We start from the raw sequence: 19,516 nt of genomic DNA on the forward strand, positions 1-19,516 counted from the left end.
GCATTCCTTCTACCGTCATAAGCAAATTGCGCTTGTTATAAATGGTTTCTTGAAGCAGAATCTTCTCCAGCTTCGACCAAAACTCATCACTGAGCATCAAGCGGGGCATCGCAAACTCGTTTTATTGGTAGTATCAAAACCTCAATATTACGAGTTTGCCTCTTTCTATTAAATACTTATCTTCAATTGTCAACAGACCCTAGCATTTTACAGAAATGTTAGACTCCACCTTTTTCAGCTTACCTCACCCCACCTCACCCCACCTCAGACTCGTTGATATTATTGATCGTCCAATTTATTTTTGTAAAACTCTTTTGTGCCGCGCATTATTATTTCTGGGCTATCGTCTTATTTAGCATAGTGTATTTCTTATTACCCACAATTTCTGTGGATAACTTTGTGGAAAAGATCTATATTAAACGATTAACTATCGAAATAGTAACGCTTAGTTCTACACATGATTAATAATTTTACACTTCAATTATATGTTATTTATCATGTTGTTAAATATATTCTTTGTTTCTGTATAAAAATAAATAATGGATTTTTTTAGTATGTTGATATTGTGGATAAACAAAATAATATAGCTATTAACCTGGTTAAGAATCTTAATTTGAGAAAAACTTTGATGTGTATAGTGTGAGACTGAAAAAATAGATTTTGTGTCATTATATTTTTTATATGAATAATTGGGCTGTGTGACAAGGGCTTGTTTTTGTGTATGAAGAATAAGATGTATTTTGAATGTTCTATAGTTACTAATATTTTATGCTCAATATTCAGCGGTTGACTTATTTGCAAGGTGGAATTTCTCTACTCGAGAATAGTAATTTTCAGATCTTTGCTGATCAACGTGTCGGCCTAGTCGGTAAAAATGGTTGTGGTAAATCCACTTTGTTTCAGTTGGTCCGCGGAGTGATCAAACCGGATAGCGGTGAAGTCAATTTACAACCGGGAAAAACGGTTGCTTTTGTTGAGCAAGAAATCATCAATTCAAATCAGCCTGCGATTGAGTTTGTGCTTGATGGCGATGTTGAATTGCGTCAACTGGAGAAGATTCTGGCTCAATCCGAACATGATGCGGCCTGGTTTGAGGCGCAGCACCGTTATGAAGCGATAAACGGTTATACGGCGCGGGCACGGGCGTCGCAACTATTGAATGGATTAGGTTTCGCCAATCATACGCTGGAACATCCGGTCAGCCATTTCTCCGGGGGCTGGCGTATGCGTCTAAACTTGGCCCGTGCCTTGATGCGTCGCGCTGATTTATTATTGCTGGATGAACCAACTAATCATTTGGATCTGGAAGCTATTCTCTGGCTGGAACAATATTTGTCGCGTTATCCGGGCAGTCTGATGGTGGTGTCACACGACCGTGAGTTTCTCAATGCCTGCGTTAACCGCATTGCGCATATCAACGAACGGAAAATTGATGTGTACAGCGGTGATTATGATGATTTCGAGCGTGCTCGCGCTGAACGCCTAACGCAGCATGCTCAGGCTTTTCAACAACAGCAGAGAAAGATCGCGCACATGGAAGATTTTGTGCGGCGTTTTCGTGCCAAGGCGACCAAAGCCAAGCAAGCGCAAAGTCGTATCAAAGCGCTGGAACGTTTGGCGCGCATTGCGCCGGTGCATGTTGAAGATGGGTATTTTGAATTGCAGATTGAAGCACCTGAACGGAGTCCTGATGTTCTACTGCGCGTAAAAGACATGAGTTTTGGTTATGACGATTACTTGCTGTTTCAGCATGTTCATCTTATTTTACAGGCGGGTGCTCGAATTGCCTTGCTGGGTCCGAATGGTGCGGGGAAATCCACATTAATAAAGCTTTTGGTCGGGGAAGTTACTCCTACCTCTGGTGCATTGGAATGGACGCCCAATATCCGTATGGGCTACTTTGCACAACATCAGCTGGAGAATCTCGATGGTGATGCGACGCCTTTGGAGCATATGCGGCAATTGGCACCTAAGCAGACTGAGTTGGATTTGCGAAAATTTCTGGGGCGATTTGGCTTGGGGGGAGATAGTGAAGATCGTCCGGTAGCCAGTTTCTCCGGAGGAGAAAAAAGTCGCCTGGCACTTGCCTTACTGGCATGGCAGAAGCCACATTTACTATTGCTCGATGAACCAACCAATCATTTGGATTTGGAAATGCGCGATGCGTTAACTTTGGCGTTGGAAGCCTATACCGGTGCGGTGATTCTGGTGTCGCATGATCGTAGTCTGGTACGTGCAGTGGCTGATGAATTGTGGTTAGTAGCTGATGGTAAAGCACAATTGCTGGATGGTGACCTAGATGATTATAAGAACTGGATAGAAACGCGTCGTTCTAGTGTAGTTGTAGAGCCACGATCACCTCCACAAAAAGCGCAATCTAAAACATCTGCAAAACCGAACAAAAGAATACTGCTTTCGAAGCAATCAAGACTTGAAGCTGCCTTAACGGTTGTACAGAAGGAATTGGATGAAGCAAGCCGCCAGTTAGCTGATCCGGCTATTTATGCGAGCCGTTCTCGGGATGAAATTAATCAACTCAGTGCAGTTCACGCGACACTTGAAAATAAAGTGGCAGAATTGGAGGCGGACTGGCTGGAACTGGAAATGGCGCTGGAGGAGTAGAGTAAATGAATCTGATCACTGTTTGATCAGAACGCGCAACTCAAACCTGCATGTTCATGATCTCTTGATAGGCTGTTACCAGCTTGTTGCGGACTTGTATCATCGATTGAAAAGATACATTGGCTTTCTGCAGTGAAATCATCACTTCATGTAAATCAACGTTGGATTGGTCACTGACAAATTGTGCACTCAGTTTATCGGCAGTTATCTGGGAATTATTGACTTGGTCTACTGCTGATTTTAGCTTTTCGCTAAAATCTACACTCGTTATTTCATCCGTCTCGGATCGCTTTTTTGTACCGGAAGCAAATGTCGAAGCTGCTTGCAATTGCTGCAAAATATTATCAATTCCAGGTTTATCCATGATTTACTCCAACATAATTGGCTTCAAGTATCTCGCAAAACTTTAAAAACTTCAAATAATTTTATTAAATCAGATTCCTAACGACAGAATCGATACTTGTTAACTCATCAAACGATATTGCTGTAACTTATAACGTAGCGTCCGTTCAGAGATTCCTAGCTTTTTTACGGCTAGTTTCCGGGAACCATTAACTGCCGCCAGCGTTTCCAAAATATGGTTACGTTCAAGTGTCTTGATATCTTGTGAAGATGAATCGGCATTTTTTGTATCAGTTTCATGACTAGAATCAGCTTTTGGTAAATCGATATGCTCAGTTTCGATAGTATTTGTAGCCAGAATCATGGCGCGTTGCATTACATTTTCCAGTTCTCTGACATTTCCCGGCCAAGTGTGCTGGGTCAACTTTTCTATTGCTGCTTTGGTCATTCTGCAGGGTGATTGTCTTGTGCTGGTTACTGCTATTTCCAGAACTCTCTGCGCCAGAGGTTCAATATCTAATGGGCGTTCACGAAGTGAAGGAATTTCGATTGGGAACACATTGAGCCGGTAATACAGATCTTCACGGAATTGACCACTTTTAACCATGGCCATCATGTTACGGTTAGAAGTCGCCAGAACACGGATGTCCAGCTTGATCATCTTATGTCCGCCTACTCTTTCAACTTCTCTTTCTTGCAATACACGCAACAATTTGGCTTGTAGTTCTAGAGGCATCTCTGAGATTTCATCGAGCAGTAATGTGCCGCCTTCAGCTTGTTCGAATTTTCCAGGCTGAGATTGGGCTGCTCCGGTAAAAGCGCCTTTCTCGTAACCAAATAAGGTTGCTTCCAGTAAATTTTCTGGAATAGCTGCACAATTGATGGCGACGAATGGTCTAGATGCGCGTAATGAGTGCTGATGGATAAAACGTGCAATTACTTCTTTGCCACAGCCACTTTCACCCGTTAGCATGACTGTTGCCGGAGATTGAGCAACTCGCTTGGCGAGGGAAAGTAGTGCTCGCGTACGAGGATCTTTTGCAACAATTTTGTCATTTTGTTCGAGTTCAGATAGTACATAGCGTTTGATATGTGCCAGCAAACTGTCTGGATCAAACGGTTTCAGCAGATAATCGCAAGCACCTGTCTGCATTGCGGCAACTGCTTTTTCGACATCTCCATAAGCTGTCATCAGCAACACCGGCAATTCTGGATTGAACGCCTTAATTTTTTTTAACAAAGTGAATCCATCCATGGGCCTCATCTGCACGTCACTCACAACCATTCCTGCCTGAGATTCCTGTAGTGCAGCCATTGCGTCATTGCCATTTGATGCCGCTAATGTTTGATAGCCCGCTAGTTTCATGGTGGCACAAATCGCCTCCAGTAAATCCTTGTCATCCTCTACCACCAAAATGGGTAGTGTATTCATCGTGTCAATCTCCTCTGTTTCTTGGTAGCCGTATCACAAATTCAGTTCCTGTATCAGGCGATGAATTAATCTGCACACTGCCTTCCATGGACTGTATAACACCTCGAACAATAGCCAAACCTAAGCCGGTGCCTTCTGAGCGTGTTGTAAAAAAAGGTTCGAATAATCTTTCTTGCAGTGCTGCATCAATACCTGATCCATCATCATGGACACTTAAAACAATGTTTTCATTTTCCACGTCACTTTTCAGAATAATTTGATCTCCCGGGGATGACGCTTGCATGGCATTCTCGAGAAGATTTATCATCGCTCCGCATAATGCCTGTCGGTCAGTCATCAGACTTTCAGTTTTACTAAGGTCGTGCACAATTAATTGCAAACTATGTTGGGTCATCTGAGGTTCTATGACTTGTCGTAACTCCGCTAACAAATGACTGATTTCGACATTTTCGAGTTGCGTTATTTCACCTTTAACAAAACGCAACATGTCGTTAATTAGGTGTTCCAGGTGATGCATGCGTTCAATGGTCTTGGTTGCAAATTTTTGTCTTTCAGCGGGAGTCAGGGCATCACTTCCCAGATGATTGGCATAGAGTAGTGCGGTTGAAAGCGGGGTACGCAACTGGTGGGCAAGATTTGCTGCCATTTCACCCATGGAAGTGAGTCGCTGATTTCGTCTTATCTGATCTTGCAGGGCATAGGCTTCAGTAATATCGTTTACCAGCAGGATTCGTCTACCGGTTGAATCTGTTGCGCTGCTTTCAATGCGGATACGGCGTTGTTCTGCCGATTCTTGTTGTTTTGTAAGCCACTCGTTGATGATTACAGTCGATGATAAACGTTCTTGAATCACCTGATGCCATGCCAACCCAAGTAATGGTTCTCCAAGGATCGAGATGGCAGCTGGGTTCACTTGTTCGATACATTCCTGTCCATTCAGAGCTATTACGCCACCGGGCAACGCATTCAGTAAGAGACTGAGCTGCTGAGACAAATTTTCCTTTGCAATTAACTGTCTGTGCAGCTCGCCATTTGCAATTGCCAGTTCCCCGGTTAATTGTGCTACCTGGTGCTGTAATTCCTGGTACACGCCGGATAGCTGCTCAGAAGCTTCATTAAAAGCTGCAAAAGCAAGTTGAAGCTGTTCCTGATCAACTGGTACTGGCTTAATTTCAATGACTTTGTTTGTTTGCACTGGATTAGATGGCAGTTATTAGGAATGCCAGTAGCTTAGCATTTATACCAACATCGACAATGATGCAAATAGGATGGGCAAACCTATTCTATTTGAGCATTCAGACTCTACAAAACTATCGATAATCATCACTTCAATAAAACTCTTTTCGTGGATTTAACATGAAAGATGTTTTTCTTACGGCATGTATATTGATAAATTGAACAATAACTTGGTTTAACTATTACAGGGCATATATCTTGTGATTTTTATAATATAACAACTAGTTAGTTAATCTAAGTGATGAAAATTACTATTAATTTTCTTGATAAGTGGTCCAGAATCTAGGCAGGAGAATAGCGCGTGGCAACAGTACTCAGTGAATCCAATACAGCAACACCGCCGACAGCAATCCGGTTGGCGCAATTCAGTCAGTTGTCTAATCAAAAGAAACTGGGATTAATTCTCTCTGCAGCTGCTGTCATTGCTTTGCTGGTAGGCGCCTTGATGTGGAGTCAGACACCGGATTATCGTGTTCTTTATAATAATGTATCAGACCAGGATGGAGCAGCGATTATTACTGCGCTACAACAAATGAACGTGCCGTACAAGTTCTCTGAAAGCGGTGGCGGTGCCATCTTGATTCCTGAGAAACAAGTGCATGAAATACGCTTGCGGCTGGCGGGACAGGGTTTGCCAAAAGGCGGTTTACCAGGATTTGAATTAATGGAGAATCAAAAATTTGGCTCCAGTCAATTTCTCGAGCAAGTTAATTATCAACGCGCGCTAGAAGGTGAGTTGGCACGTTCGGTTCAGTCATTATCCGCGGTGCAAAGTGCGCGAGTGCATTTGGCAATTGCAAAGCCATCAGTTTTTTCAAGAGAAAAACAGCAACCGAGTGTTTCGGTACTGCTCAATTTACATCCAGGCAGAGTTTTGAGTGTTGAGCAGGTCAGTGCAATTGTACACTTGATGTCTAGTAGCGTACCCAGTTTGCCGGTGAAGAATGTAACTATCGTAGATCAAAATGGCAATCTGCTCAGTACCCAGAATGATGGCAAACAAGACTCAAGGTTTGATGCTAAACAGTTAGAGTATATACAGGAGCTTGAAGAAAATTATATTCGCCGTATCGAAGCTATTCTGACGCCTATTACTGGTGCTGCTAATGTGCGTGCTCAGGTAACTGCTGATATGGATTTCTCTCGTATTGAACGTGCTGAAGAAATTTATCGACCCAATAACACTGAATCAGAAGCTGCCGCTATTCGTAGTCAAAAAACGCTCGAAGCGACCTCCATCGGCTCTAAAATTGATGGGGGAATCCCAGGAGCACTGACAAATCGTCCGCCTGAACCTGCTGCAGCACCTATTGAAGCGGGAGGAGAAAACAAAGAAGCGGATGATAAAACACCACCTGTACCGACAGATCAGAAAAAGGAATCTACGATTAATTATGAAGTAGATAAAACCGTACAGCACACTCAGCAATCGACTGGCAATATCAAACGATTATCTGCCGCTGTTGTAGTGAATTATCGTAAAAAAGTTGATGAAAACGGAGAAGTGACGTATGAACCGTTAACTGCTGAAGAGATTAAGGAAATCAACAGTCTTGTCAGAGAAGCCATGGGCTATAGCGAGAAACGCGGCGATTCGCTGACCGTAACTAATGGTTTATTTACTGCTGATACTGTAACAGTATTGGATATCCCACTTTGGAAGGATCCCGATGTCATCATGCTGGCAAAAGAAATCGGGAAACAGCTATTAATTACAACTGTTGTTTTATTTTTCTTGTTAAAAATTCTACGCCCATTTCTAAAAAGCTTAACCCAACAGCCCCCACCAGAGCCTGAAAAACTAACTGGTGAAGCTGCGTTGGGTCAATTGTCAGAACATGGGGATGGAACGGCACTGCAAGCCATTCAGAAATCGATATTTGATGAGAATCTTAAGAAAGCTAAGCAATTGGCTGTAGATGAACCTGCTATCGTCGCCAACGTGGTGAAAGAGTGGATATCTAAAAATGGCTGAGGAAGGAATCAAAAAAAGCGCAATTTTGCTGATGACTTTGGGTGAGCAAGAAGCGGCATCAGTGATCAAGCTGTTGGGTCCCAAGGAAGTGCAAAGACTGGGTGAAACGATGTCTACTCTACAAAACATAACGCGTAGTGAGATTGAAAACATCGTATCAGAGTTTTGCAATGAAGCCGAAGGGAGAACCGCTTTGGGTCAGGATTCGGCTGATTATATCCGGAAGGTTCTGACCAGTGCTTTGGGCGATGAAAAAGCTGCCAATCTCATTGATCGTATTTTAAACGGTGGTGATACCAGCGGTATCGAAGGATTGAAGTGGATGGATGCACCTTCGGTGGCAGAACTCATCAAGAATGAACATCCACAAATTATTGCCACGATTCTGGTTCACTTGGAGCGTGATCAGGCGAGTGAAATCATAAGCCTATTTACCGAGCGGTTACGTAACGATACGTTATTACGTATCGCAACACTGGACAGTATTCAGCCTGATGCCTTACGTGAATTGAACGATGTGTTAACCAAGTTGTTATCAGGCAGCGTTAATATCCGTAAAGCTGCTATGGGCGGAGTTCGCACGGCTGCTGAGATTCTTAACTTTGTTTCAACTGCCCAGGAAAGCAGTGTTATTGAAAATATCAAGCAGTACGATGAAGATTTAGCACAAAAAATCATGGATGAAATGTTTGTATTTGATAATCTGATTGATATTGATGATCATGGCATCCAATTGCTTCTCAGGGAAGTACAGTCGGAATCTTTGATTATCGCTTTGAAGGGTGCGCAAGAAGAATTGCGTAAGAAAATTTTCAAGAATATGTCACAACGTGCCGCTGAGGCTCTGCGGGAAGATCTTGAAAGTAAAGGCCCGGTAAGACTATCCGAGGTGGAAGCGGAACAAAAAGAAATTCTTAAGGTTGTACGCCAGCTGGCTGACGATGGGCAGATTGTACTAGGTGGAAAAGGTGATGATGGTTTCATTTAGTTGACGGATTTTTCGTCAGCTGAGCTTAATCAATAGCCAATCGCGTGCCTATTTATTACTGAAAAAGAGGCTTGTCAATGATTGCAAGTAATTATTTTTCAAAAGAGAAACTCGACGCTTATCAGCGATGGGAGATGAATTCTTTTGAGACACCCGATTTAACTAGAGAAGCGCAGGAAGCGGAGACTGAAACCAGCATACAGGCCGATGAACAGCCTCGGGTTTCTTTGCCGATCGAAGGGGATGCTGCTGCAATTTTTCAGCGTGCCAAAGAAGATGGGTATGCAGCAGGACTGCAAGAAGGTAACGCAGCAGGCTACGCAGAAGGCAGGAAAATTGCTGAAATTGAAGTTAAAGCCGAAGTGGCGCGCGTTCAAGAACTGCTATCCAAGCTTGACAAAGATCTGCATGAAATGGATCAGCAGGTGGCTGACAGCCTATTAGAACTGGCAATTAAACTTGCCCAAAAAGTGGTCGTACAAGCATTAAAACTAAAACCTGAACTAATCATACCTATCGTGCAAGAAGCTATCCGTAATTTGCCAAATGCGATGCAACATCCCCGTCTTTTTTTGCATCCGGAGGATGCAAAATTGGTACTTGTGCATCTGAATGATCAGCTGGAGCAGGATCACTTGTGTGTTCGTGAAGATGAGCAGATCTCCAGAGGAGGATGCCGTATTGAAGCCAGTGGTAGTGAAATTAACGGAAGCCTGGAAGTGCGCTGGCAGAGGGTATTATCAGCCATTGGTCAGGATGACGGATGGCTTGAGAAGAAAGACTGATTATGGCTTATTCTGAGCAATGGGACGGTTTCTTAAAAAGCTGCACTCAGCTGATTACTCCCGCAAATCCTTTCTTATTAAGCGGAACAATTACACGGGTAGCAGGGCTGGTTATAGAAGCAATAGGGCTCAGATTGGCTGTTGGCAGTAGCTGTACCATTTTTCTGTCGAATGGTCATCATGTTTCGGCTGAAGTTGTCGGATTTTCTGGAGAGCGCTTATTTCTAATGCCATCCAGTGATGTTTATGGATTGTCTCCGGGCGCAAAAGTCGTTCCTACAGAACCTGTTGGCGAATCTCCCAAGATTGGTAATTTTCAACATCCACGAAGGCGTGCAGCAGATCGTGCTAAGCATGTTTCTGTCGGACCTGAACTGCTTGGCCGTGTTTTAAATGGTGTTGGGGAACCACTCGACCGTCTTGGCCCCACTCGTGCAGAACAAAGCGTACCGCTATACAGTCGTCCTTATAACCCATTAGAACGAATTCCTGTTAGTGAGCCGCTCGATGTTGGAGTACGTGCGATTAACATGCTACTGACTGTTGGGCGTGGTCAACGCATGGGATTGTTTGCGGGTAGCGGTGTGGGTAAAAGCGTACTGCTTGGCATGATGGCACGTTATACCACCGCTGATGTGATTGTTGTTGGCTTAATTGGAGAACGAGGCCGTGAAGTTAAAGAATTTATAGAAAATATTCTTGGTAAGGAGGGGCTTGCACGCTCAGTTGTTGTTGCGGCACCTGCTGACACTTCACCGTTATTACGTTTGCAAGGCGCAGCCTACGCGACAGCCATTGCCGAGTATTTTCGAGATACTGGCAAGCATGTTTTACTCATTATGGACTCATTAACTCGCTATGCCATGGCGCAAAGGGAAATATCCCTGGCCATCGGCGAGCCGCCTGCTACCAAAGGTTATCCGCCATCTGTATTTGCTAAATTACCGCAATTGGTGGAACGTGCCGGTAATGGCAATCAAAATTGTGGGTCCATTACGGCTTTTTATACCGTGTTGACGGAAGGTGATGATCAGAATGATCCCATCGCTGATAGTGCGCGCGCCATTCTCGATGGTCATATCGTTTTATCACGAAGATTAGCCGAGGCAGGACATTACCCTGCAATCGATATCGAAGCATCAATCAGTCGCGTCATGACCAGTCTGGTTCCACAGAAACAGGTGGATATGGCACGGAAATTTAAAAGCCTATGTTCGCGGTATCAACGTAGCCATGATTTGATCAGTGTCGGCGCCTATGTTGCCGGAACAGATCCGGAACTGGATCGAGCTATCAGGCTGTATCCTGCATTTGAAAAATTTTTACAGCAGAATATGTCTCAGCATGAGAATTTTACCGATAGCCTTGAAAAACTAACAAAATTGTTTGAAAGCGAATAAATACGGTAATCGAAGACGAAAATTATTATGCCAACTACATCATCGCTAAAATTGCTTTTGGACCTGGCGCAACAGCGGGCTGATTCTTCAGCGAAGAAACTTGGAAAATTGAATTTGCAACAGAAAGAAGCAGAAAAAAAATTAAATTTACTTTTGCAGTACCGGCATAATTATCAGTCACACTTTCAGAATTCCACAGAGAAAGGAATTGACCATATTGAATGGCTAAATTTTATTGCTTTTATGAATAAACTTGACGCTGCTGTCACTGAGCAACAACAAACAGTTTTATATACGAAAAACAAAAGGATAGAAGGAGGAAATGAATTTTTGTCTTGCCAGCGTAAATTAAAATCCTACGATATGCTATCGCAACGTCAACATAATGAAGAGAATCAGAAGCAATTAAAATTGGAGCAGAAAGTGCAAGATGAGTTTGCATCGAATTCTCTACATCGGGATTTATTTCTGCACAAAGGTGGTTAGCAATATATCCAGTAATAGTCAGACTGGTATAGAAGTTGCTTATTTACTGATGGCATTATTAATTGTATGAGACTAAAAACTTATGTTAAACATATTAGTTGCACCTCAAATCAAATCTTCAGCTGAAAATCCTGTAGCAATGATCAATTCCGGTTCAACCGACACTAAAGAATCTGTTGCAGAAGAGTTTGGTAAAGTCCTGGAGCGTGAAGTATCTGAAGCAACGGGCAAGCATGAGACAAACAATACTTCTGACACAAAAGAACATTCTGATGGTGCAGCATCTTCAGAAGATACAGTTAAAGACACGGATAAAGATACGGATACAACCACGTCTGTAGCAACAACAACCGATGATGCGAACAGCTTCATTCAAAATCTTCTTAGCAATGCGGGTAGTGTGTATAAAACCGATCCGGCGTTAAGCGCAATGAATTCCGTATTAAATCCAGATGCAATGACTGAAGCTTCAACTTTGCCGCTGGCGTTGACCCTATCAACTCAGAATGCATTGGTTCCCCTAGATAGTGAACAGATTGTGAGTTCAACGATTCCCATTAGCAATCAATTGTTGCAACAAAAGCTTGCACAGCCAAATTTGGCTGCGAGCAGTTCTAATTATTTATCCGACAACATATGGCAATCATTGGATGCGGTAGATTCTGCCGCTTATGGCAAATTTCTTCCATTTTCTTCGGAGATTAATGAAGCCATTCAGGTTAATGCAAGGGAATCGATATTTTCAACACATGGCGAATCAATTTCCTCACAGCCATTCAGCCTAAGCAGCTCTGCTTCCGGCATTCCCCTGAATACGACACTACAAGACATCCATGTTGATCTCCCAGTAGGTCAGCCAAAGTGGGGTGGGGAATTTGCACAAAAAGTTGTCTGGTTGTCTTCCCAGCAACACCAAGTAGCTGAAATTCGTTTAAACCCGGCGCATCTTGGACCTGTGGAAGTGATGCTGAGTATTACGCAGGATCAGGCGACAGCGCAGTTTTCATCTCCTCATTTGGCCGTGCGTGAAGCGATTGAGCAAGCATTGCCTAGATTAAGAGAAATGATGGCTGAGAACGGTATTACATTGGGTAATGTAATGGTCGGTTCTGATTCATTTCAGCAAGACAATAGACAGCAGCAGGCCTATCATTCCGCAAAAGATACCAACAATATGGCAGGTGCAAGACCGGAGACTGTGGGTCAAATTGAAACAACTGTCACGCCAAATCAGCATATCGGTATGGTCAATACCTATGCCTGATGATTCATAAAATCAGGTTTACTCGATTTTTTGTGAATCAATCGCCTATGCATAATCTGTCACGCTATCCGATCCGGTCGTGTGACAGATAATAGCTTCTCTAGATAGCCGTATAAACCATTCGGGTTTTGTTTTTTCTTTGTTTTTTGTTTGATCTGAAATTAAACTAACCGGTCAGATCATACGAATATTCTCTCAATCAGAAATCAGCATGCATACCTGACGGACTCTCTATTAATTTTTGTATCTGGAAATAGTGACATTATTTCATTGTTATTTGTGATATCAGTTTACTGCCTCGTCGAAGATAATTGATTTCATCAAATAAGGAGTTGAGAAAAATGTCAAAAACTATTGAAGCACCAGTAGCGACAGAAGGAAAGAAAAGCAAGAAAGGATTGATTATTATCATCTTGATAGCAGTCGTCGCTATCGTTGCAGGTGGCGGTGGTACTTGGTATTTTATGAAAATGTCAGGTGATGAAGATTCCGAGCCTGTAAAACCTAAGGAAAAACCAACCACATTTGTGGATCTTGATATTTTTACAGTTAATCTTCAACCGGAAGACAATAGTCAATATTTGCAGGTTGGATTAACCGTGAAAACCAAAGAAACTCTTGTCGTAGCGGAGATTAAGAAGCAAATGCCGGCTATTCGCAATCGTATCCTCATGTTACTTTCCAGTAAGAAATCGGCAGATATCACAGGTATTGTGGGGAAACAACAGTTAAGTCAACAGATTGTGGATGAAATCAAACAATCATTGGATTCATCAGAACTGCAAGAGGATGTACTGGAAGTATTATTTACATCATTTGTGATCCAGTAAACGACAGATGGCTGAAGATTTTCTCTCACAAGACGAAGTTGATGCACTTCTCAAAGGCGCCACTGGCGAAGCCGATGAGGTGCAGAAGGAAGAAGAGAAAGGGGGTGTTCGACCCTATAACATTGCTACGCAGGAACGCATTGTTCGCGGGCGGATGCCTACGTATGAAATCATCAACGAACGATTTGCACGTTTACTGCGTAGCGGTTTATTTAATTTCATGCGTCGTACGGTGGATATTGCAGTTGGTCCCGTCAAAGTTATCAAGTTCAGTGAATTTGTACGTAATCTGGTGGTTCCGACCAATCTCAACTTGATTCAAATGAGACCCCTACGAGGGACAGCATTGCTCGTTTTTGATCCCAATCTGATTTTCCTAATTGTGGATAATTTGTTTGGCGGCGATGGTCGATACCATACGAGAGTTGAGGGAAGGGACTTTACCCAGACTGAGCAACGTATTATTCGGCGTTTGCTTGATGTGGTATTTGAAGAATATGAAAAATCCTGGAAGTCGGTATACCCGGTTAAATTTGAGTATGTTAGATCTGAGATGAATCCTCAATTTGCCACGATTGCTACACCCAATGAGGTAGTCGTTACAGTTACTTTTGATATCGATATGGGTAACCAAGGCGGCGAATTGCATGTCTGCATTCCCTATTCAATGATTGAACCCATTAGAGATACTTTATATAGCGCATTGCAAGGCGATCATCTGGAAGTTGACAAACGCTGGATCAAATTGATGTCAAAGCAAGTGCAAATGGCTGAAGTGGAACTGGTTGCTAATATCGGGCATACGAAAGTTACATTTGAACAGATTCTGAGTATGCAAGCGGGAGATATCATTCCGCTGGAAATTCCTAAAACCATTACCGTAAATGTTGACGGCATACCTGTTATGGACTGTCACTATGGCATCATGAATGGACAGTATGCACTTAGAGTCAATGCAATGATTTCCCCATCGGAAATTGAATAATTTATTGGAGATTTAAATGTCAGAGCCTACAGAAAACGATCAAGCTGAGACGGATGACTGGGCTGCTGCGATGGCAGAGCAAGAAGCATCTGCCCCGGCAGCCAATGTGCCAGAGAGAAATAACAACACGATGGTCGGTTCGCAGTCTGCAACAACATCGGTTTTCCAGGAACTCGGAAAAAATGGCGCTGCGAATAATGCCCGTCATGATATCGACATGATTCTAGACATCCCTGTGCAGATGACAGTTGAGATGGGTCGCACCAAGATTGCAATTAAGAACTTGTTGCAACTCGCTCAAGGTTCGGTTGTCGAGCTTGACGGCATGGCCGGTGAACCTATGGATGTACTGGTCAATGGTTGTCTGATTGCGCAAGGTGAAGTCGTAGTTGTTAATGATAAGTTCGGTATCCGGTTGACCGACATTATTACACCCAGTGAACGTATCCGTAAACTCAATCGCTAGAGCTGATATGCCAAGCCGATATTTGATGCTTTTGATGCTGACATTTTCGTTCCCTGTTTTGGCTGAAACAGGGAAACCAAGCTATGTGCCCCCACCTTCCGTGATATCAACTGAAAATACGTTGCAGATGATGGGTGGATTATTACTGGTACTGGCGATCATAGGAGGTATTACTTGGTTACTTAAACGTTTCTCGTTGATATCACCTGCTGCTGCAGGCGTCGTTAAGGTTGTTGCGGCGACTGGAGTTGGCCAGAGAGAGCGGGTAATTGTTGTCGAAATTGATAATACGTGGCTGGTGCTCGGTGTGGCGCCCGGTCGAGTCAATATGTTACATACCATGAATAAGCCATTAACAGACACTGCCAGTACGACACCGGATAATCCGCCTGTTGAAACATTTGCTACGCAGCTTAATCAGAGCATAAAAAAAGAAAATGTATAATAGCTTTGCATCAATCATTCATTCATGCTTTCAACGCATATTGATTTGTCATAGGATTCGGGTAGATTTTTCTTGCTGCCTGAGCAGAATTACAAAACGTAATCTGTTACAGATGGCGTTTCTTTTCGTGGGTTTTATCGCTGTGCCTGCATTTGCGCAAAAATCCGGTTTTCCGGCATTTACCAGTTCCCCTAATTCCGATGGGAGCGCGACTTATACGCTGAGCTTACAGACACTTTTATTACTGACTTCGCTAACATTTTTACCTGCGTTGGTATTAATGATGTCAAGTTTCACGCGTATTATCATTGTCTTGTCGTTGCTGAGGCTGGCGTTGGGCACACAATCTTCTCCACCTAACCAGGTATTGCTCGGATTGGCGTTATTCCTGACCTTTTTTATCATGTCACCGGTCATTGATCGGGTCTATACGGAAGCGTATTTGCCTTTTTCTGAAGATAAAATAAGTATTATGGAGGCGGGTGAGAAAGCGAGTGTGCCGCTGAAATCGTTTATGTTGCACCAGACCCGGGAAACAGATCTGGCACTTTTTGTACAAATCTCGAACAGTGAAGAGCTCGAAAGCCGCGACACAGTGCCGTTGAAAATACTTGTTCCAGCCTATATCACGAGCGAACTAAAAACCGCCTTCCAGATTGGTTTTGTCGTATTTATTCCATTCTTAATCATTGACCTGGTTGTATCAAGCGTACTAATGGCCATGGGTATGATGATGTTGTCACCGATGATTATTTCACTTCCATTTAAATTAATGCTTTTTGTATTAGTCGATGGCTGGCATCTCATTATCGGTTCCTTGGCAAAAAGCTTCTATACTTGAAGGAAACATAGTATGACTCCAGAAAGTGCAATGACTATCGGTCGGCAAGCGCTTGAAATGACATTTATACTCTCTGCCCCCTTGTTGCTTTCTGCTTTGGCAACTGGTTTATTAGTTAGTATCTTCCAAGCAGCGACTCAAATTAATGAAATGACTTTGTCATTTATTCCTAAATTATTGGTGATGTTTCTGGTGATTGTGCTGGCCGGACCTTGGATGATCACTCTCATGACAGACTATATGCAACGGCTCTTTACCAGCATTCCTTGGCTCGCAGTCAGTTAACGCCGACAGGCTCATGGTTTGGCGCTGTACGCTGTATATGCGGATTTCTATCGTTGATCTGGCCAGTATTGGCGTTCAATCATAAAACGAGTGATTTAGCATAATGATCAGTATAACCACTGCAGAATTAAATACATTACTGGCAACATTCATTTGGCCGCTCAGCAGAATCCTGGCGATGGTGGCAACTGCGCCTATCTTAGGAAACCCAAGTATTCCTGTCAGGGTGAAGCTGGGGCTGGCAGTCATGATCACTATCTTGGTAATGCCGGTAGTCGAAAAATCATTACCGCAGGTTGATCCAGCTTCCGGTATCGGTTTAATCATCTTGCTGCAACAAGTCTTGATTGGTGTCGCTATTGGATTTGTCATGCGCATTGTATTTGTTGCGGTGGAAACGGCGGGTGAATTGATTGGTTTGCAAATGGGTCTTGGCTTTGCAATTTTCTTTGATCCGCAAAACTCCGGTCAGATAGATATCATAGGTCGTTTTTTGGGTGTAATTGCCAGTCTGGCATTCCTTGCAATGGACGGTCATTTGATAATGATTGCTTTGATTTCAGAGAGCTTTAGCACATTACCTGTTGGTTTAGAAGGAATTACAAATGTAACATTTACTACACTTGCAAATTGGGGCGGAGAAATTTTTAAATCAGGTCTTCAATTGTCACTCCCCGTTCTTACGGCGCTACTGATTACCAATCTCGCTTTGGGTATTCTGACACGTGTTGCGCCGCAATTAAATATTTTTGCGGTCGGCTTTCCACTGACACTCTCTATTGGCCTCTTCGTTCTGGCGTTCAGTATGCCTTTTTATGCACCGATTCTGGAATATCTGGTGCGTGATGCTTTAAATCTAATAATGGGAATTCTTAATATCAATAAAAGCCATATGCGATAGCTGATTTATCGATTGCAGCAAGAGTAAATTCCTTCCGATGTATAAGTAGGCAGATTTTTTGATTCACAATACATAAACAGACAATATTTCCCTTCTTTTTCGATACAAGATTTTTGTCTGGAACTGTTAAAGTGATCATCTATTTATCGGAAACTATTTATTAACATTGGCAGTTCAAATAATTGCCGGTTTGGTTAATAACTTATGACATTTAAGTCACGCTTACTTAGTTCGCTACGCAAATTTTCTTCATCGCCGGAGGCACAGCATGACGAAGAAATTGTTACGTCTGCCGACGAGTTACAATTAAGCAATGCAATGAGTTCCACTCAACAATTTGCATCAAGTGATGAAATTAAACAACTTTTGGATACGGCTTATCGTGAACGATTAAGCGCGGAAGATCGGGCAATCAAGGAGGCGCACAAGCGGATTGAAGCAGAAAACATCGCGAAAGTAACTGCTGAAGCGAGAATTCGGGCCGAGGCTAATGCCAGAATTGCGGCAGAAACAAGAATCCAGGCTGAAGCGCTTGCTACTGATCAAGCCAGAACTCGGGCTAAAACTGATGCTTTGGCAATCAGAGAGGCTAATGCCAGACGGGAATTTGAAATAAAAGCCAGGCAGCTTGCGGAAGAGAAGATTAAAGCTGAGAAATCCCTGAATGCGCTATTGGAAGCTAAGATCAAGGCAGAAGCTTCGATTGTCGAGAAAATGCAGAAACGCATTGAACAAGAAGCCGCCGCTTTGGATAAGGTGCATGCGACCACACTAAAAGAGAATGAAGCTGCTGAAGCTGCGATGCATCGAGCCAAAGTATCCGATGAAGCGCGTTTGCTTGCTCTGGCTGCGATAGAAGCAGAAACATATGCAGCAATGCTCGCCAATGCAAAAATTCAGGAGACGCAAAAAACCATAGCACTGGCTAAAGCTCAAGAAGAAGCTGAAAAGCAAATCATTGAGGAAATGCAGATTCGCTCGCAAATAGAGGCGCAAACTTTGGCTCAGACTACTGAACGTCTGGATGCAGAGAAACGGGCGAAAGAAATGGAAGAGGATAGGCTGAAAGCCGAAGCTGCTGCGGTGCAAGCAGCGATAGAAAAGGCCGAAGCTGAAGAGATCGCAGCAGAACAAGCGAGAAAAAGATCTGAGTTAGATGCCCAAGCGACCATCGCGGCACGCGATAAAACAGATGCGGAGAGAGTTGCAGCTGAAATAGCGAAATCCATTCTTGCAAAAGAGAATGCAGCCGCTGATGCAATCAAGGCTCGTCTCGTTGCAGAGTCTGAGTTGCTGGAAGAAGCCGATCAGCGGATGCAGATAGAAACTGAAGCGTTGGCTGCTGCAGAGGCAGCCTTGCGTGCTGAAAAAGAAACCAAAACGGTTGCAAGTGAGAAGAAGAAAGCGGAGGCCAACGCAAGCAAAGAGTACCAGAAACGTATTAAAGCAGATGAAGAAGCTATTAAAAAAGCGGAAGCACGTGCAGAAACAGAGAAAGCTGCAAGGAAAGCAGCAAAGAGCAGGGCGGAGGCTGAAATCAGCTTGAGAGCTGCAGCAGAGGCAAAAGCCCAAGTAGATATGCTTGCTGCACAAGAAACAAATGCTCAAGCGGATTTGGAGCAACGCTTATTGGAGGACGCGGAGATTCGTGCCAAAGCAATAGCCGATGCAAAACAAGCTGTTGTTGAGCACTTCGAGATTGAGCAAAAAATCACAGGATTGGCAATTACTAGAGCGCAAGCAAAAATTATCGCTACCAATAAAGCCAAAGCGCAACTTGAAGCAGAAAAAACTGCTACTAGAATCGCATTGGAAAAAGCCAGAACCGAATCGGCTGCGCTTGCCGCTATGCAGGAGCGCATAGCGCTGGAATCCAAAGCACTGGAAGCTGCAGCAGCCCGGGAAGCTGTTGAAGTTATGGCTAAGGAGGCACTGTTTGCGCGTTCCCAAGTTGATAAAGAAGCTACCGCCGCGGCAACTGCGAGAATACGAGCAGAAATTGCTGCCGCAGAACATTCTCGTAACAGGGTTGTTTCAAGCACTAAGACTTAGGGAAACACTTATTTATTCAAACATATCGATATGAGTTTCTGAAGTTTGATAAAATTCATCATGTTGATAATATTGGATAAACAAATGCAATCAAGCTTTTCTGAATTGGAATATTCGTCAAAGAAGAAACAGACGCGACGAGATCGTTTTCTGGTCGAAATTGAAGCGGTCACTCCCTGAG

Annotated in this window: 18 protein-coding genes and 1 pseudogene; 15 read left to right on the forward strand and 4 right to left on the reverse strand. The window is 43.3% G+C overall.

Annotation, left to right across the window (positions count from 1 at the left end; genetic code table 11):
- A pseudogene (locus ACH10T_RS03785) lies at positions 1–109 on the reverse strand (IS5/IS1182 family transposase); the annotation flags it as partial.
- Between the two features lie 659 nt (positions 110–768).
- Here ACH10T_RS03785 and ACH10T_RS03790 point away from each other — a divergent pair.
- Entirely contained in the window at positions 769–2,622 is a 1,854-nt protein-coding gene (locus ACH10T_RS03790; RefSeq protein WP_394807998.1) for an ABC-F family ATP-binding cassette domain-containing protein, read from the forward strand.
- Between the two features lie 40 nt (positions 2,623–2,662).
- Here ACH10T_RS03790 and fliE read toward each other — a convergent pair whose 3' ends face one another.
- The 3 genes from fliE to ACH10T_RS03805 all read right to left on the reverse strand — a co-directional run bounded on the left by fliE (position 2,663) and on the right by ACH10T_RS03805 (position 5,591).
- Positions 2,663–2,986, reverse strand: coding sequence for a flagellar hook-basal body complex protein FliE (fliE, locus tag ACH10T_RS03795; protein ID WP_394807999.1), 324 nt, complete (start codon positions 2,984–2,986; stop codon positions 2,663–2,665).
- A 99-nt stretch (positions 2,987–3,085) separates the two neighbouring features.
- The gene (locus ACH10T_RS03800) at positions 3,086–4,396 is read right to left on the reverse strand and encodes a sigma-54-dependent transcriptional regulator (RefSeq protein WP_394808000.1); all 1,311 of its coding nucleotides are present in this window, start codon (positions 4,394–4,396) and stop codon (positions 3,086–3,088) included.
- Positions 4,397–4,400: 4 nt separating this feature from the next.
- Positions 4,401–5,591, reverse strand: coding sequence for a sensor histidine kinase (locus ACH10T_RS03805; protein WP_394808001.1), 1,191 nt, complete (start codon positions 5,589–5,591; stop codon positions 4,401–4,403).
- 342 nt (positions 5,592–5,933) lie between these two features.
- Between ACH10T_RS03805 and fliF the strand changes: the two genes are divergently transcribed.
- The 14 genes from fliF (at position 5,934) to ACH10T_RS03875 (ending at position 19,335) form a co-directional block, all read left to right on the forward strand.
- The gene (gene fliF, locus ACH10T_RS03810) at positions 5,934–7,607 is read left to right on the forward strand and encodes a flagellar basal-body MS-ring/collar protein FliF (RefSeq protein ID WP_394808002.1); all 1,674 of its coding nucleotides are present in this window, start codon (positions 5,934–5,936) and stop codon (positions 7,605–7,607) included.
- Positions 7,600–8,595, forward strand: coding sequence for a flagellar motor switch protein FliG (fliG, locus tag ACH10T_RS03815; RefSeq protein WP_394808003.1), 996 nt, complete (start codon positions 7,600–7,602; stop codon positions 8,593–8,595). Before fliF ends, fliG begins: the two co-directional genes overlap by 8 nt.
- Positions 8,596–8,672: 77 nt before the next feature.
- Positions 8,673–9,380: a flagellar assembly protein FliH gene (locus tag ACH10T_RS03820; protein ID WP_394808004.1), complete on the forward strand. Its 708-nt coding sequence runs from the start codon at positions 8,673–8,675 to the stop codon at positions 9,378–9,380.
- Positions 9,381–9,382: 2 nt separating this feature from the next.
- Positions 9,383–10,780 (forward strand): flagellar protein export ATPase FliI, encoded by a 1,398-nt coding sequence (fliI, locus tag ACH10T_RS03825; RefSeq protein WP_394808005.1) that lies wholly within the window; start codon positions 9,383–9,385, stop codon positions 10,778–10,780.
- 27 nt (positions 10,781–10,807) lie between these two features.
- Entirely contained in the window at positions 10,808–11,266 is a 459-nt protein-coding gene (gene fliJ, locus ACH10T_RS03830; protein WP_394808006.1) for a flagellar export protein FliJ, read from the forward strand.
- An 82-nt stretch (positions 11,267–11,348) separates the two neighbouring features.
- A complete protein-coding gene (locus ACH10T_RS03835; RefSeq protein ID WP_394808007.1) occupies positions 11,349–12,530 on the forward strand; it encodes a flagellar hook-length control protein FliK in 1,182 nt (393 codons plus the stop codon).
- Positions 12,531–12,871: 341 nt separating this feature from the next.
- Positions 12,872–13,360 (forward strand): flagellar basal body-associated protein FliL, encoded by a 489-nt coding sequence (gene fliL, locus ACH10T_RS03840; protein WP_394808008.1) that lies wholly within the window; start codon positions 12,872–12,874, stop codon positions 13,358–13,360.
- Between the two features lie 7 nt (positions 13,361–13,367).
- The gene (fliM, locus tag ACH10T_RS03845; protein ID WP_394808009.1) at positions 13,368–14,345 is read left to right on the forward strand and encodes a flagellar motor switch protein FliM; all 978 of its coding nucleotides are present in this window, start codon (positions 13,368–13,370) and stop codon (positions 14,343–14,345) included.
- A 16-nt stretch (positions 14,346–14,361) separates the two neighbouring features.
- The gene (gene fliN, locus ACH10T_RS03850) at positions 14,362–14,811 is read left to right on the forward strand and encodes a flagellar motor switch protein FliN (RefSeq protein WP_394808010.1); all 450 of its coding nucleotides are present in this window, start codon (positions 14,362–14,364) and stop codon (positions 14,809–14,811) included.
- 7 nt (positions 14,812–14,818) lie between these two features.
- Complete coding sequence (gene fliO, locus ACH10T_RS03855) at positions 14,819–15,256, forward strand: flagellar biosynthetic protein FliO (RefSeq protein WP_394808011.1); 438 nt, start codon at positions 14,819–14,821, stop codon at positions 15,254–15,256.
- 112 nt (positions 15,257–15,368) lie between these two features.
- Positions 15,369–16,097, forward strand: a complete 729-nt coding sequence (gene fliP, locus ACH10T_RS03860; protein ID WP_394808012.1) for a flagellar type III secretion system pore protein FliP — start codon at positions 15,369–15,371, stop codon at positions 16,095–16,097.
- Positions 16,098–16,109: 12 nt separating this feature from the next.
- On the forward strand, positions 16,110–16,382 hold the full coding sequence (gene fliQ, locus ACH10T_RS03865) for a flagellar biosynthesis protein FliQ (RefSeq protein ID WP_394808013.1): 273 nt from the start codon (positions 16,110–16,112) through the stop codon (positions 16,380–16,382).
- Between the two features lie 103 nt (positions 16,383–16,485).
- Entirely contained in the window at positions 16,486–17,283 is a 798-nt protein-coding gene (fliR, locus tag ACH10T_RS03870; protein ID WP_394808014.1) for a flagellar biosynthetic protein FliR, read from the forward strand.
- 204 nt (positions 17,284–17,487) lie between these two features.
- A complete protein-coding gene (locus ACH10T_RS03875) occupies positions 17,488–19,335 on the forward strand; it encodes a hypothetical protein (RefSeq protein WP_394808015.1) in 1,848 nt (615 codons plus the stop codon).
- The last annotated feature ends 181 nt before the right edge of the window (positions 19,336–19,516 follow it).

Origin of the sequence: Nitrosomonas sp., from assembly GCF_043753625.1 — a bacterium.
Classification (GTDB): Bacteria; Pseudomonadota; Gammaproteobacteria; order Burkholderiales; family Nitrosomonadaceae; genus Nitrosomonas.

Excerpts from the sequence above, each read along its gene's own strand:
- ACH10T_RS03875 (WP_394808015.1), top strand. The coding sequence starts at position 17,488 with ATGACATTTAAGTCACGCTTACTTAGTTCGCTACGCAAATTTTCTTCA.
- fliQ (WP_394808013.1), top strand. The coding sequence starts at position 16,110 with ATGACTCCAGAAAGTGCAATGACTATCGGTCGGCAAGCGCTTGAAATG.
- fliG (WP_394808003.1), top strand. The coding sequence starts at position 7,600 with ATGGCTGAGGAAGGAATCAAAAAAAGCGCAATTTTGCTGATGACTTTG.
- fliJ (WP_394808006.1), top strand. The coding sequence starts at position 10,808 with ATGCCAACTACATCATCGCTAAAATTGCTTTTGGACCTGGCGCAACAG.
- fliI (WP_394808005.1), top strand. The coding sequence starts at position 9,383 with ATGGCTTATTCTGAGCAATGGGACGGTTTCTTAAAAAGCTGCACTCAG.
- ACH10T_RS03790 (WP_394807998.1), top strand. The coding sequence starts at position 769 with ATGCTCAATATTCAGCGGTTGACTTATTTGCAAGGTGGAATTTCTCTA.
- fliR (WP_394808014.1), top strand. The coding sequence starts at position 16,486 with ATGATCAGTATAACCACTGCAGAATTAAATACATTACTGGCAACATTC.
- ACH10T_RS03820 (WP_394808004.1), top strand. The coding sequence starts at position 8,673 with ATGATTGCAAGTAATTATTTTTCAAAAGAGAAACTCGACGCTTATCAG.
- fliM (WP_394808009.1), top strand. The coding sequence starts at position 13,368 with ATGGCTGAAGATTTTCTCTCACAAGACGAAGTTGATGCACTTCTCAAA.
- fliN (WP_394808010.1), top strand. The coding sequence starts at position 14,362 with ATGTCAGAGCCTACAGAAAACGATCAAGCTGAGACGGATGACTGGGCT.
- fliE (WP_394807999.1), bottom strand. The coding sequence starts at position 2,986 with ATGGATAAACCTGGAATTGATAATATTTTGCAGCAATTGCAAGCAGCT.
- fliP (WP_394808012.1), top strand. The coding sequence starts at position 15,369 with ATGGCGTTTCTTTTCGTGGGTTTTATCGCTGTGCCTGCATTTGCGCAA.
- fliO (WP_394808011.1), top strand. The coding sequence starts at position 14,819 with ATGCCAAGCCGATATTTGATGCTTTTGATGCTGACATTTTCGTTCCCT.
- ACH10T_RS03800 (WP_394808000.1), bottom strand. The coding sequence starts at position 4,396 with ATGAATACACTACCCATTTTGGTGGTAGAGGATGACAAGGATTTACTG.
- fliL (WP_394808008.1), top strand. The coding sequence starts at position 12,872 with ATGTCAAAAACTATTGAAGCACCAGTAGCGACAGAAGGAAAGAAAAGC.
- ACH10T_RS03835 (WP_394808007.1), top strand. The coding sequence starts at position 11,349 with ATGTTAAACATATTAGTTGCACCTCAAATCAAATCTTCAGCTGAAAAT.